The sequence below is a fragment of the Cyclobacterium roseum genome, assembly GCF_010119225.1.
GTDB lineage: Bacteria > Bacteroidota > Bacteroidia > Cytophagales > Cyclobacteriaceae > Cyclobacterium > Cyclobacterium roseum.
Genome location: NZ_WNKF01000006.1, coordinates 136,311 through 148,831 on the forward strand (window position 1 = coordinate 136,311; position 12,521 = coordinate 148,831).

10 protein-coding genes are annotated in these 12,521 nt (G+C 46.2%); 1 reads left to right on the forward strand and 9 read right to left on the reverse strand.

What is annotated here, in order from left to right; translation table 11 throughout:
- Positions 1 to 2: 2 nt before the first annotated feature.
- The 5 genes from GJQ68_RS10650 to GJQ68_RS10670 are packed head-to-tail and all read right to left on the reverse strand — an operon-like array spanning position 3 to position 6,515.
- Positions 3 to 2,507 (reverse strand): sodium:solute symporter, encoded by a 2,505-nt coding sequence (locus GJQ68_RS10650; protein WP_162417267.1) that lies wholly within the window; start codon positions 2,505 to 2,507, stop codon positions 3 to 5.
- A complete protein-coding gene (locus GJQ68_RS10655; RefSeq protein WP_235941389.1) occupies positions 2,507 to 3,256 on the reverse strand; it encodes a phytanoyl-CoA dioxygenase family protein in 750 nt (249 codons plus the stop codon). Before GJQ68_RS10655 ends, GJQ68_RS10650 begins: the two co-directional genes overlap by 1 nt.
- 57 nt (positions 3,257 to 3,313) lie before the next feature.
- A complete protein-coding gene (locus tag GJQ68_RS10660; protein WP_162417268.1) occupies positions 3,314 to 4,234 on the reverse strand; it encodes a 3-hydroxyacyl-CoA dehydrogenase NAD-binding domain-containing protein in 921 nt (306 codons plus the stop codon).
- Positions 4,231 to 5,541 carry an aspartate aminotransferase family protein gene (locus tag GJQ68_RS10665; protein WP_162417269.1) on the reverse strand — a complete coding sequence of 437 codons (1,311 nt, stop codon included), beginning with the start codon at positions 5,539 to 5,541 and terminating at the stop codon, positions 4,231 to 4,233. The genes GJQ68_RS10660 and GJQ68_RS10665 overlap by 4 nt, the downstream gene beginning before the upstream one ends.
- 5 nt (positions 5,542 to 5,546) lie before the next feature.
- The gene (locus tag GJQ68_RS10670; protein ID WP_162417270.1) at positions 5,547 to 6,515 is read right to left on the reverse strand and encodes a 3-hydroxyacyl-CoA dehydrogenase family protein; all 969 of its coding nucleotides are present in this window, start codon (positions 6,513 to 6,515) and stop codon (positions 5,547 to 5,549) included.
- Between the two features lie 434 nt (positions 6,516 to 6,949).
- Here GJQ68_RS10670 and GJQ68_RS10675 point away from each other — a divergent pair, with 434 nt between their 5' ends.
- Positions 6,950 to 7,828 carry an AraC family transcriptional regulator gene (locus GJQ68_RS10675; RefSeq protein ID WP_162417271.1) on the forward strand — a complete coding sequence of 293 codons (879 nt, stop codon included), beginning with the start codon at positions 6,950 to 6,952 and terminating at the stop codon, positions 7,826 to 7,828.
- A 374-nt stretch (positions 7,829 to 8,202) separates the two neighbouring features.
- Here GJQ68_RS10675 and GJQ68_RS10680 read toward each other — a convergent pair whose 3' ends face one another.
- Genes GJQ68_RS10680 through GJQ68_RS10695 form a run of 4 tightly spaced genes read right to left on the reverse strand, consistent with a single transcriptional unit; the run spans position 8,203 to position 12,504 of the window.
- Positions 8,203 to 9,393, reverse strand: a complete 1,191-nt coding sequence (locus tag GJQ68_RS10680) for a sialidase family protein (protein WP_162417272.1) — start codon at positions 9,391 to 9,393, stop codon at positions 8,203 to 8,205.
- Between the two features lie 9 nt (positions 9,394 to 9,402).
- Positions 9,403 to 10,422: a hypothetical protein gene (locus GJQ68_RS10685; RefSeq protein WP_162417273.1), complete on the reverse strand. Its 1,020-nt coding sequence runs from the start codon at positions 10,420 to 10,422 to the stop codon at positions 9,403 to 9,405.
- Positions 10,423 to 10,434: 12 nt separating this feature from the next.
- Positions 10,435 to 11,364, reverse strand: a complete 930-nt coding sequence (locus tag GJQ68_RS10690; RefSeq protein ID WP_162417274.1) for a dihydrodipicolinate synthase family protein — start codon at positions 11,362 to 11,364, stop codon at positions 10,435 to 10,437.
- A 9-nt stretch (positions 11,365 to 11,373) separates the two neighbouring features.
- The gene (locus GJQ68_RS10695; protein WP_162417275.1) at positions 11,374 to 12,504 is read right to left on the reverse strand and encodes a sialidase family protein; all 1,131 of its coding nucleotides are present in this window, start codon (positions 12,502 to 12,504) and stop codon (positions 11,374 to 11,376) included.
- Positions 12,505 to 12,521: the final 17 nt, after the last annotated feature.

Genomic DNA, 12,521 nt, shown 5'->3' on the forward strand with positions numbered 1-12,521 from the left:
TATTATTTCTTTTCTGAAGAAGCCTTGAATATCGCTGCTTCCCGGCTGCGCTTGGCCATGGTCTCCGGGTTTCCCAGCACTTTTACATCCAGAAAACTAAAAAAGCTTCCCAAAACCATTCCCACCAAAAGGGATACCGGCATGATGAACAGCACTTCAATCCCCATAAACTTAAAGAAGGCAATGGCTACGGCCATGCCCACACTTCCTACTCCACCCCAAAAGGTACCCCGTGCGGTGGCAAAAGGAACAAAAAGGGCCATAAAAAACAGCACAAACAGGGGCGAAACAAATAAATTCACCACCTTGACAATCACATCGTACAAATTGCCCTCCACCCTGCTGATCAGAACGCTAAGCACCAGGGCAAAGACCCCGACAAAGAAGGAAAGATTGCGCACGCTGGACATTTGGTTTTTTGGGGCTTTGTAATTCTTGGTAAACCTTTTGATCAGGTCCTCTGAGATCACGGAAGAGGTACTGTTAAGGCCGGAGGAAAGACTGGACATGGCCGCTGCCAGAATACCGGCCGCCACCAATCCGGAAATGCCCACCGGCAAACCCACCAGGATAAATTTGGGAAACAGCTGGTCTGCATGGGTAGCCACCGATTCCCCCGGTCCCATATATTGGGGAAAGGCAATAAAATAGGCCAGTACCGCCAGACCCACCAGGCCCAGCAGGGTTTGCACTACAAAGGTGGTGATCAGGGAAACTCCAAATGTTTTTCTGGCCGTCTTTACATTTTCCGTCGCCAGAAAGCGCTGAATGGACATCTGGTCCGATCCGGAAGAGGCCACGTACCAGACAAAGGTAGTCAACAGGGCATTGCCAATGGTGAGGCGCTCCATGGCGTCCAGCCCAAATTTCAACTCCCCCCAATGTCCCAGCCACTCATCCGGAATCCAGGAGGTAAAGGAACCAAAGGTATAACTCACCACCAGAAGGGTAAGGATGGCTCCCCCCATCAACACCCCGGATTGGATCAGATCGGTAAAAACCACCGCTTTTAATCCTCCCAGGGTGGTATAAAATATGGTAATCCCCATCAGCAAGACACTGATAATCAGTGTATATTTGGGGTCAAAACCAAATATGGCTAGGATAGCGGTATGTACGGTGATAAAAATAATGGTACCCATCCAGAGGAACCTCAGGGACAGGAAAAAGAAAGTGGCCAGCAGCCGGATGCTAACCCCTAAATTGATTTCCAGTATTTCATAGGCACTGGTCACCCTCAGCTTCATAAATTTGGGAATCAAAAACCATCCCACCACATAATAGATCAATGGAAAGACCAGAATCCCAGAAAAGATTACCGGGCCATATTTCACCATTTCTCCGGGATAGGAAAGGTAACTCAAGGAACTTAACAGCGTCGCAAACAGCGACAGCCCGACGGCTATGGGGTTCATTTTGCCCCCACCCAAATAGTAGTCCTTTTCATTTTTGTTCTTTTTGGAAAAATAATAGCCAATGCCTACCATTCCTGCCAGGTAAAAAATCACCATCAGCCAGTCGGCCAAAGCCAGGGTATGCTCCTGCCGCCTGTCCAGGGTCAATATACTGTATGCCGCTGTAGCTCTGATGTCGGCATTCGCTTGACCTAAAGGGCCTGCATTTTCAGGTGCTACAGGCTCTTCCAGGGGATTTTTGTTTTCCAACAGGTCCTTAAGTACAGGTAAATCCCCTGCTTGTCCGGCCTTTCCCAAGGCGATGGCCATCTCCATGCGCTCCCCTTTATTCGGAGCGGTTTTGTAAGCCAGCAATTCCTCCCTGATGGAATGGAAGGTACTGGAATTTCTTTCATTTTCAAGGGCGTGGACAAAGGCTGCAGTCAACAGGTACACCCTTGCCATGGAATTATCGGACACTGCCAATGCTTCCCGGGCCAGTTCGTTCCAGGGTATCACCTTTTCTTCATTTCTGATGGAATAGGCCGCCTGCATGCGGAGCAGGTCATCCAGTTGCCTGTCCAATGCCAGGTCCATTAGTGCCGAAATATCATCTTCTCCCTGAAGGGTGCTCCATAGGGTGTACACATAAAGCGAATTGACGGGACCTTCCAAAACCTCTTTGGTTGCCCCGGGTGCCCATTCGTTCAGGTTATGGCCCAGTTTGGCCATGGTTTCGGCAGCATGAATCCGGTCCGCTCCCTGTCTGTCCTGAAAAGCCTTTACAATTTTATCAATATACTCCTTTTCTGAAGCCGGATCGGATTGGGCCAAAACCCGCCAAATACCTATCCGGTAAGGGGACTGGGATTCCCATTTGCTTTTTTCTTCCAGAAAAGTCTCCCGGACAGATTCCCGGTACCCGGACCAAATTTTATATTCCGCTGCATGTACCTTCACCCAAGATTCCTGGCTTTGCATCACCTGGTCCAATTCCTTCACCGCTTTTTCCCTCAACTCATCACTGACGGTGTTGTCTTTTTTGTCACAGCCAAAAAACAATAAAGTAAATAAGCAAAGCAGGCAGGAAAGGAATGGTTTTTTGTATTTCATCAGGTGCTTTGGTTCAATGATTTAACATAGGCTGCTTTGGCGACCACATCTTCTTTGGCCGATGTGCCGAAATAAATCAATCCCATGGCTTTTCGGCTTCTTTGGCTGCTGGTGTTTGGGCTGGCCCGGTGGATGGTCAACGCATGGTGTACCAGCAAATCCCCGGGCCTGGCGGGAAAAAACACCTCGTTTTCCAGGTCATCCGGAGTGCCAAAATCTGCAATCCCCTGTGAAAACCCCAGTGTTTGGGTGGGCGAATGGTCCCTCATTCCCTTTTTATGGGAGCCCCGGACATAACTTACCCAGCCGTTTTCCTGGTCCACTTCCTCCAGTGCCAGCCACATGGTAACCGCACTCATGGGCTCCAGCATAAAATAAAACCCGTCCTGATGGGGAGGAGTGGCTTTGCCTATTTTGGGAGGTTTGTTAAAGTACTCCAGGGTTTTACCAATGACTTTTTCTTCCAGTAAATGTTCAGCCAGCTTTGTAAAGGTGCTGTCAAAGAGGACCTCTGCAAAGAAGGGATCGTATAGCTGAAGGTCCTGCAGCATCTTCAGGGTAGTGGTATCTCCCTTCACCTCATATTTGACATGCTCGGAGGGCATTTTGGCAACTTTGGTATTCACCAGGTCCTTTAGCCTGGCGTTGATCTCCGCCACCTGGTCCTGCTTTAGAAACCCGGGTAAATGAACATACCCGTTTTCAACAAATGATTTTTTAACTTTCGAAGCATCCATTTTTACGGTCATTGTTTGTTGCTTTTATTATCACTACCGACATATTTTTTCCCCGGAGGCCATTTATCCCTATTCTTCATCCCCTTCCTTTGGAAAAGGGTACCTTTCCATCAGGGCTCTCATTTCCTTGCTGAATTCCAAAAAAGAATGTTCCAGTTTCTCCTTCCCGGAGGGAGAATGGGAATGGTATCCCTTGTCAGGTCCCCTTTCTCCCTTGATCATTTTATCAAAAAAACCGGGCACTTCCCTGGCATTGGACAGTTCGGGATTGAGGTCTTTCATGACGACCCCATATATGAACGTACCCATTAGATCCATGTACCGGCAATTTCCGGCAAAAGGAAGGTAATAACCCGGATCATTTCTGCAGGCCCGATCAATGTCTGTCACTTCCACGTACCCATTTTCTACCAGGTAAAAGGCTTCCCTGGCCATGGCAGCGATCAACCGGCTCCGGATTCCCTTACCCCCCATCAACAAGTAGGGATCTTTGCCCCATTTTTTACGGGCAAGGGTCATCAAAGCGGCTAGCATCTCACTATCCGTTTGCTGATTAGCGATTACTTCCAAAAATAAGGTTTCGTGTGCCGGATAGGTCCAGTTTACGCCCAGCAGCCTGGAGGGTGCCCGTACCTGGTTTTGCAGGTGCTCCAAAGGGATGCTTTCTGAATTAATGGCGATCAGGGCATCCTGGTCCGCCGCATGATCAATTTTCTTCAGGTAATTTTCTTTTTCTCCTGCCTTTTCGGATGTACCGGCCACCACGATCTGAAATCCCTTCAGGCTGGTAGGTTTGGCAAAATTTTCTTCCCAATCAAAGGTCCCCGATAGAGAAAGGCCGGAAATCTCCGACAGCCTATTTACCTCTTCGGTAGGATTCCTGGGAGAAAAGCATTTGACCTGATGCCCTGCCTGGAGGAGACAGCAAACCACGGAAGGTAACATTTTACCCTCACCCACCACTGCTACCTTACAATTGAGGTATTTCATTTTTCCTGACGGGTTAATACTTCTTTGGCCAGCCCGAGAGCCTGGTCTATTTCCGCTTCCGTATGTACTGCGCTGATGTACCAAAGCCCTCTTCCTATCACCCTTAAGCCCTTGTCATGCAAGGCAGCAATAAAGGATTTCAATTTCCCTTTATCAAAGCGGACCACATCCCGGAAATCTACCGCCCTTTCCATATCTGTAAATCCGGTATGCACCACCGGACCAATGCCCGATACCAACATTTGATGTCCGGTAGTTTTGGAAATCTCCCGGAGGCCCTGCCTCAGCCTCTCTCCCAGGGCAAACATCCTGGGATAAGGATCCTCCCTTTCCAGGATGCTAACCGTGGCCAGAGCCGCTGCCACGGTAGGGTTTCCGGTATTCATGGTACCTGCATGGATCACCCTGGCGGTGGCGATTTCTTCCATCCATTCCTTTTTGCCCACGATGGCGCTAATGGGGTAACCGCTTGCGATGGCTTTGGCAAAGACAGCCATATCCGGGGTAACTCCATAAAATGACTGTGCCCCACCCAGTCCCAACCTGAACCCGGTAATCACTTCATCAAAAATAAGGGCTATGCCATATCGGGTACACAGGTCTCTCAGTCCTTGAAGAAACCCTTCTTCAGGGGTAATACAGCCATTATTACACATCACAGGTTCCGTAATGATAGCAGCCAACTCCTGGTGGTGCTTAGCCACGTGTCGCTCAACCAAATCTAAATCGTTCCAGGGCAGGAGGAAACTTTCCTCTTTTGATCCCGGGGGTAAGCCCTGACTCCAGGGGTGCATTACAGGGCTTTCCCTGGAACCCATGGCCTCCGGTGATGGGGTAGAGATCCCGAAGCAAACGTTGTCCAACCAACCATGGTAATGGCCTTCAAACCTCAGGAACTTACTTTTTCCTGTCTTGGACCTGGCCACCCGCAGTGCAGTCTGTACTGCTTCCGACCCATCCAGGCAAAAACGCATCATTTCGGCAGCGGGAATGACTTTCTGCAGCTTTTCTGCCAATTCAATTTCCCTGGCATGCTGCCCGGCAAAAAGTTGACCCTGAAGGGATTCCTGATGGACTGCATCCAAAACTTCCGGATGGGAGTGCCCCAAAATCAATGGCCCCTGGCTCAGGGTAAAGTCCAGGTATTCATTGCCGTCCACGTCATAAACCTTACTACCCTTGCCATGGGTATAAAAAAGGGCATGAGGATGGTTGTACTTTCTGAATTCAGAAGATACTCCCGAAGCCAATACTTTTTTTGCCCTTTCCAGCCATGCTGCAGATTGTTGATAGTTGTATTCTTCCATAGGTCCTATGATTCTTTTTGTTTTTGACAGGCTGCGGCCATCCGGAATATTTCCCGGTTGAATGCTGCAAAGGATTTCTCCCAAGCCTTCCCCTCACCTTGTTTATATTGGTATAGCCCTTTACCATTATGTACTCCCCTGGCTTGTATTCTTACCATCTCCTGCATGCGTTCAGGCACCTCAGGTGAGTTTCCAAGCTGGGGAAAAATTCTTTTAAATGTTTCTCTGTAGTCAGCCAGGCCAAGTTGTTCCATCCGTTCAAATATACCCATAAAAGTCATCCAGGAACCTGCATCATAGCGGAATGCCTTATCGGCATCCTCAATGCTGGCCTCTCCCGATGACAGGAGGTGAAAAATTTCCCGGTACACGGCATACATCAAGCGGTTGGTTACAAATCCCCTGATGTCCTTTTGAAGAAATGTGGGCTCCTTGCCCCATAAATGAGCCAGCTCATACACCCAGTTTGCCAGGCCGTCATCCGTTTTCACCCCTTTGGTGATTTCCATAAAACGGGTAAGGTAGGCGGGTTCAGCCCAATGAATCCCCAGAAAACGTCTGGGATTAGGGACCAATTCCTGAAGAAGGCTCACAGGAATGGCCGATGTATTGCTCGATATCACCGTGTTTTCACTGGTATGTTCAATGATTTTCCGGTATATTTTTGCTTTGATAGTTTGATTTTCTACCACACATTCCTGTACCAATTGGCAATTTTCGAGAATGCTATAATCTTCAGAAAAATGAATGTGCCGATAATATTCCGAAATAGGGGTATTCAGTAAACCGCTTTCTTCTGCATGCTTCAAAAGATGAAAGGTGGTTCTCTTTGCTCCTTCCAGTTCGTCTTTTATGGGTGCCACTGCCTTTACAGGATGGCCGGCAATACATAAGGCGACGGCTATACTGCTTCCCATCAATCCCAACCCTACTACGCCAGTATCAATTTCGGGCAAATCTATTGCATTTATCATCAATTACAGTTCATTGATTTAAAAATATTTATTCCATTAAAATAAAACATAAGTGCGCTTCCCTCACAATCAAAATTATCAGGATCAGGTAAAAATTACTATTCATATTATGTAGAATTATGGTACTATTTTTCAACGCCCTGCCGGGTTTCCAACACTCATTTTGGAAATCAGTGCCGATTGCTCCTTTGGCATAGCCGATCCTGCTTGCACCTGATTTATAATGTAATCAACTCATAATCAATCCAAAATAGGACTTAACGCCTTAAATTATCAAGCTAGATTAATCTTATGCTTGTAAAAGAAAGTAGGGTAAAAATCTCAGGACAACTGTTACTATTATTTATATTTATGATACTATTTTTCATTTGACCTGCCAATCACTTTTATGTTTTCGTACTTTAAATTATATTAATAGGAAAAAGGAGGACCCTATGAAATCGATAGAAGTAAGGCTACCACAGGATTTTGATAAATCCTTCATCGTATTTAAAGAAAAAGGCCAGTATTTTCCTTGCCCCTGGCATTATCATCCCGAATATGAGTTGGTTTTGGTACTCAAGAGCCGGGGAAGAAGGATGGTAGGGGATCATATTGGTTATTTCCAGGAAGGAGACCTGGTTTGCATGGGCCCCTATCTCCCCCATGTTTGGGTAAATGAATCCGAGTTTGTAAAAGGAAAATCCGACTATGATGCCGAAGCCATTGTGATCCATTTCCAGGAGGATTTCCTTGGAGAAGATTTTCTGAAAATACCGGAAATGGAAACCCTCAAAAATTTCCTTAAACTGTCCAAAAGGGGCATGGCCCTTAAAGGAAAAACAAGGGAACAAATCAATGCACTGATGGAAGGCATGATACACATGAATGGCATTCAGCGACTTTCGAGTCTGTTTTCCATCTTTGATATCCTCTCGCAAACCAAAGAATATGAGCTACTGGCCAGTCCCGGCTTCCTGGATCAGGTAGAGATACAAGGCTCCGACCGCCTGGACAAGATAAAAGCGTATATACACAAAAATTTCGATAGGGACATTTCCTTACCAGAAGTGGCTTCCATGGCCAATATGGCGGTAACCACCTTTTGCAATTTTTTCAAGGAGCAATACCGGATTACTTTTGTGGAATACCTGCATACGGTGAGGCTTGGCCATGCCTGCAAGATGCTTTCCGAAACCGACATGAATATCGTAGAAGTAGCCTTCGAGTGTGGTTTTAACAACCTGGCCAATTTCAACCGGCAATTCAAAAAATACAAGAAAATGACCCCCACGCATTTCAGAAAGATGGTGAATATTCAAGAGGTGGCGTGATGGTTTTGACTGGGGATTGGGGGAAGAGATTAAGGGGGAAAAGATTGAAAGAGATTGAAGGAGATTGAAGGGTGACGGTACTGAGGGAACGAGATTGGTACTGGAAAGGGTAAGATATTTAAAAGACTTAAAATAAAAACCTGCTGTCCTCCGAGAACAAAAACCGATTAAACAATTCAATAAGATAGGACAAAAAAAGGTGAGAAGCTTATTGGAGCTGTCCCACCTTTTTTGTTATTGTTTCGACTAATGAATTAAAAATTAAGCAAGTCAAGAGTATTTTTTTTCAGGCAATCTACGATAGACCCACTTTTATCTCTGGCCCAAATACCCTCGTACCTATTGGCATAATCGTTTTAAACTAATAAATACACCTAAAATTCTATGACGGTACCAGCAATATGCCGGGTGCCGTTGTCAATATTAAAATAATAGGTTATCAAGGCATGGTGATCGTCCAACACCACTGCCCAGGGATAACCGATGTCCCCGTTGCCACCATCTTCTCTCAGGACAATTTCCTCGGCAGTGGCGAAATCCGTACATTCTGCATTTAAAATTCTGGCCCTGATCCCATAAGGTTGGTGGCGGTATCCATAGACCAGAAGCACCCGGTCATCCGGCAACCTGGTTGCCTGGAGGGGATGGCCCTGAAATCCCATAGACTGCCATTGTCCAAAGCTTTTCCCACCGTCGGTAGACCTTGCGATAACGGCCTGGTCTTCGTAGTTGGCGGTACGGATAAAGGCCACCAAATCCCCTTTGGGGGTTTCATAGATGGAAGTTTCATTGAAAATCACTTCTTCGTCTTTGGCAACAGTGGACAAATGTTCCCAGTTTTTTCCCTTATCATCAGAAACCAGCAGGTAATTGGATGTTCGCCGGGGACTTAACCGGTCATTGGCGGCAACCACCCAATAGATTCGTCCATTTTTCCCTTCGTACATGGCTCCCCTGTTGTAAGCGGGAATGGGATTTCCCATGGGATTAACATGGACTTCCGGCTCGATGTGTGGTGGATAAATGGGTCCGGCCCATTTGTTTCCGCCATCTATGGAACGTAGCAGGTAACCGCCCAAAAACACAGACCCGTTGCGATTTTGAAAGTGGGGTTCGGGAATGTTCTCCAGGCCATCCTCATTCAAAAATGCCCACCCATAACTGGCGCAAAGTAGCGTCCCATCACGAAGCTGAAGCAAGCAGGGGTCCTGTGAGCCTCCAAAATCATGGGCATAAAGCAGATCCGGCTCCCCTTCCCAGGTAATACCGTCTTTGGAAGTCATGCTTACCAAATAACTGTTGGGATCCACATGGCTGTTGCCCTTTTCTCCGAAGACGACTCGCCTATCCGGTGCCCGGCGAAAGGAAAGGAGAAATTCTCCGTCTGGTTTTTTTACAATGGATGGAAATGAAGAATAATAGTTAACATCTTTATAAAAGATGATGTCCTTAACTTTTGCGAATGTGTGCTTACTACTGTCTGGAGGAAATGTCAGGGTGCGAGCAGAAGCAGAAACGGTTAATATAAAGACGATTAAGCAAATCAATGTTGGAATTCGGTTCATTTGGAAAGTTTATTTAAGGTGATTGACAGGAATTTTTGCCAAATAAATATTTGTTTTTTCTTCATGTGATGAATAGTACAATACCCAAAGCTCATTTTTATGAAATACCATTCCTGGGTAACTGGTATCGCCTCCGCTAGGGAGATAAATAGACCGTTTTACTGCTCCTTTGGTGTTGGCAAGAAACAATCCGGTTTTCCTGGCGGAATTATCCCGGTAATCCCGCGAGCCAATGACGATGTTTTCATCGTCCAGAAACAAAAAATTGGGTCCGCCCAATCTGATGGGTAATTTGTGGTATTCCCACTCTTTATATGGAAATTTGCTGCTAGCCAACATCCCCATGGTATCCCCAGCCTCTCTTCTTACCAAAACATGCATTTTTCCATCCTTATCAAACCGTGTGGTGGCTTCATTCGGCCGGTCTGTTATTTCAAGGGGAGCAACCAGGGAATAGTGTTTACCATCCTGAGTTTTTAACAAATGGGTTTCCCATTCTTCTCCTTTAATCTGATAAATGACACCGTATCCAGTACCTTCATGCCAGGTCAGGCTCCATATCCAGTCCAGAGTGGGGGTGATATCCATGGTGGTTTTTTCCAAAGAAGAGAAATTTATTCCTTTTTTATCAGAAAATGAGACCATCGGATAAAGCTCCTGGTATCCATTTTCATAAATCCCCACTGCGGTCAAAACCATGATTTTACCTTCCGGAGTTACAGATAACCTGGCTTCTCTCACGTCCATATCATCCCTTTCAAGCAACCCGACAGGCTCCCATGTCTCACCGTCTTTTGAACGTATGATCCTCACCTGCCCACTATTATCCGGCATATGGTTGTTTCCTTCTCTGACTGATGCATAAAAATAATTTTTAAAGCGAATTAGGTCTGGAAAAGCATTGTGAGGTGCCTTGTCCCAAACTCTTTCTGCTTTTACAGGTTCGGTTATTTGTTGTCCTTTTACTAAAACCGGGCAAAAGGTAAAAATGCATAGGAGCAGAAGACATAATTGAATTACGTTTTTCATTGATTATTATTTTTATAGGATAAATTCGGGAAGGTCTCTTTTTCCTCGTTCCCTTACTTTCTTTACTTCTGAAAAGGGAATTCCTAAATAAGGCCACTTAAGCGCTGTACCTATATCCAGCCATCCCCCAATGGCCGCTAGAAATTTGTCCAATGCAGCACTGGAATACCCTTTTTCGGTGGAATAGGGAAGTATATATTTTCCCAAAAATTCATTGATCCTAATTTCAAGGTCCAAAGCCTTTTCCATATCGTTCACCATCATATGATACCACTTCTGGGCCATATCTGGATTCAAACAAGCCATATTGGAATAAGAACCATGCGCTCCCATGGACAGTCCAGAGGCCAGCCTATGGCCCGGTACGAATATGGAAATCTTTAACATTAAATCAGCCATCTCAGTATACCATTCCTCCTCCCCTCCCAAGACCTTACAACCCACCACAGGCAAACCTTCTGATAAAAGAACCCTATAATCCTCGGGAACCAATTGTTTTTTAGCATGTGGCGGATTATACAACACAAGGCCAATGGGGGAAGCTGCCAGAGCCATCCTTTCCAAAAACAGCAAGAGTTCCTTTTGGGAGGGTGGAAACCAGTCTGGAAGAATGATCTGAATAGCAGAAGGATCATGACCTTTTGCCATCCTAATCCGATCAAGGCAAATCAAAGCGTCCATATGGCTGCAGCCAATCTGAAATGGAAGCTTTGCCTGTTCACATTTCTCCGCCAATAACGTACTGATCGCGTTAAACTCTGTTGCTGTCTGGCTATAAAATTCCCCTGCTGTGCCATTGGTATAAATACCATTTACTCCTGATTGTATCAAATGGTCTATTTCTTCCTCCAACAGGTTATAATCAATGCTTTGATCAGGTAAAATAGGCAACAATAAAGTGGCCCATGTCCCGAATATTTCATTTGACTTCAGTGGATCCATATTTTTGAGTTAAGGCCTTTTCCAAATAACAGTCCCCATGTGGTAACGGTCATGCACGGCATTCCCATTGGAGTAATAAGCCGTCATGATGCTACCATCCGGAAGTTGAACACTGGACGGATACCCACAATCGCTGCTTTTCAGGTCGTCCACTACCAGGAACTCTTCTGACCAGGTTCTACCCTGATCCGAGCTGAATTTAACCGCTACTCCAAACTCTCCCGGGATTCTGTTTCCGTAAGTCAAAAGCAGGTCTCCATTGTCCATGGTAGTGATATGCCCCGGGTGCTGCCTTTCCTCTGTCAATTGTTGAAGATATTTCCAACTCTCCCCATCATCGTCACTGATAAATAAATCCATGGCTGCTCCTGCCTTCCACCTTCTGGCAGCGGCTATCCAGGTTTTAGGGCCTGTTTGGTAAAATGCCGTTTCATTATGCCCGCCTGCAAAGGCTGTGGGACCGCTGGCATCGCTAAGATGGGATATCCAGTTCCAGGATTTACCCTGGTCATCACTTCTAAATAGGGATACCTTATTGATTTCCTTATCCAGGGATTGGGCGTAGGCCAGCACCCTGAGGCTGCCATCCTGCGCAGGTAATATATCCCCAAAGGGAATGAATTCCGTCATGCCAGCCTCTGCTTCAGGAAAGCCACTTTTATAGGTTTTCCATTTCTTTCCCCCATCTCCCGAGATGGATACCCAGGCCCTCAGCACCCCTACTAAATCCATGGGGGCATCAAGGGTTTCTCCGGGTTTCAATTCCCAGCCTGAGGCCACTACCACCAATTCATCATTCTGATTGGAACCAGCCGCTACATTCATTCGGTTGGTACCTTTGTCGTGAGCCGCAGGAACCCCTGTTTTTTCCCAAAACAATCCACCATCTTTGGTAGACCAAACTTCTACACTTCCCTCCCTCCGGGCATGGCTGGGCTGGTTGAATATACTGGCATGGATGCTACCATCATCCAGTTTTGTCAAATTGGGCCAGGCGCAAACGTTGTCAATGGACACCAATCGTTGAAGAACTTCCACGGTTTTCTTATCTTTTGGCAGGGTCGCCTTCTTTTTTTCTACGGTCGGCTGCATCAGCAGGTAACCGATGGCCATAGAGGCAGTAATTAACCAACTATACATCTTCTGTTATTTATTTT

Coding starts and splice junctions, on each gene's coding strand:
- GJQ68_RS10650 (WP_162417267.1), bottom strand. CDS start 2,507: ATGAAATACAAAAAACCATTCCTTTCCTGCCTGCTTTGCTTATTTACT.
- GJQ68_RS10655 (WP_235941389.1), bottom strand. CDS start 3,256: ATGACCGTAAAAATGGATGCTTCGAAAGTTAAAAAATCATTTGTTGAA.
- GJQ68_RS10660 (WP_162417268.1), bottom strand. CDS start 4,234: ATGAAATACCTCAATTGTAAGGTAGCAGTGGTGGGTGAGGGTAAAATG.
- GJQ68_RS10665 (WP_162417269.1), bottom strand. CDS start 5,541: ATGGAAGAATACAACTATCAACAATCTGCAGCATGGCTGGAAAGGGCA.
- GJQ68_RS10670 (WP_162417270.1), bottom strand. CDS start 6,515: ATGATAAATGCAATAGATTTGCCCGAAATTGATACTGGCGTAGTAGGG.
- GJQ68_RS10675 (WP_162417271.1), top strand. CDS start 6,950: ATGAAATCGATAGAAGTAAGGCTACCACAGGATTTTGATAAATCCTTC.
- GJQ68_RS10680 (WP_162417272.1), bottom strand. CDS start 9,393: ATGAACCGAATTCCAACATTGATTTGCTTAATCGTCTTTATATTAACC.
- GJQ68_RS10685 (WP_162417273.1), bottom strand. CDS start 10,422: ATGAAAAACGTAATTCAATTATGTCTTCTGCTCCTATGCATTTTTACC.
- GJQ68_RS10690 (WP_162417274.1), bottom strand. CDS start 11,364: ATGGATCCACTGAAGTCAAATGAAATATTCGGGACATGGGCCACTTTA.
- GJQ68_RS10695 (WP_162417275.1), bottom strand. CDS start 12,504: ATGTATAGTTGGTTAATTACTGCCTCTATGGCCATCGGTTACCTGCTG.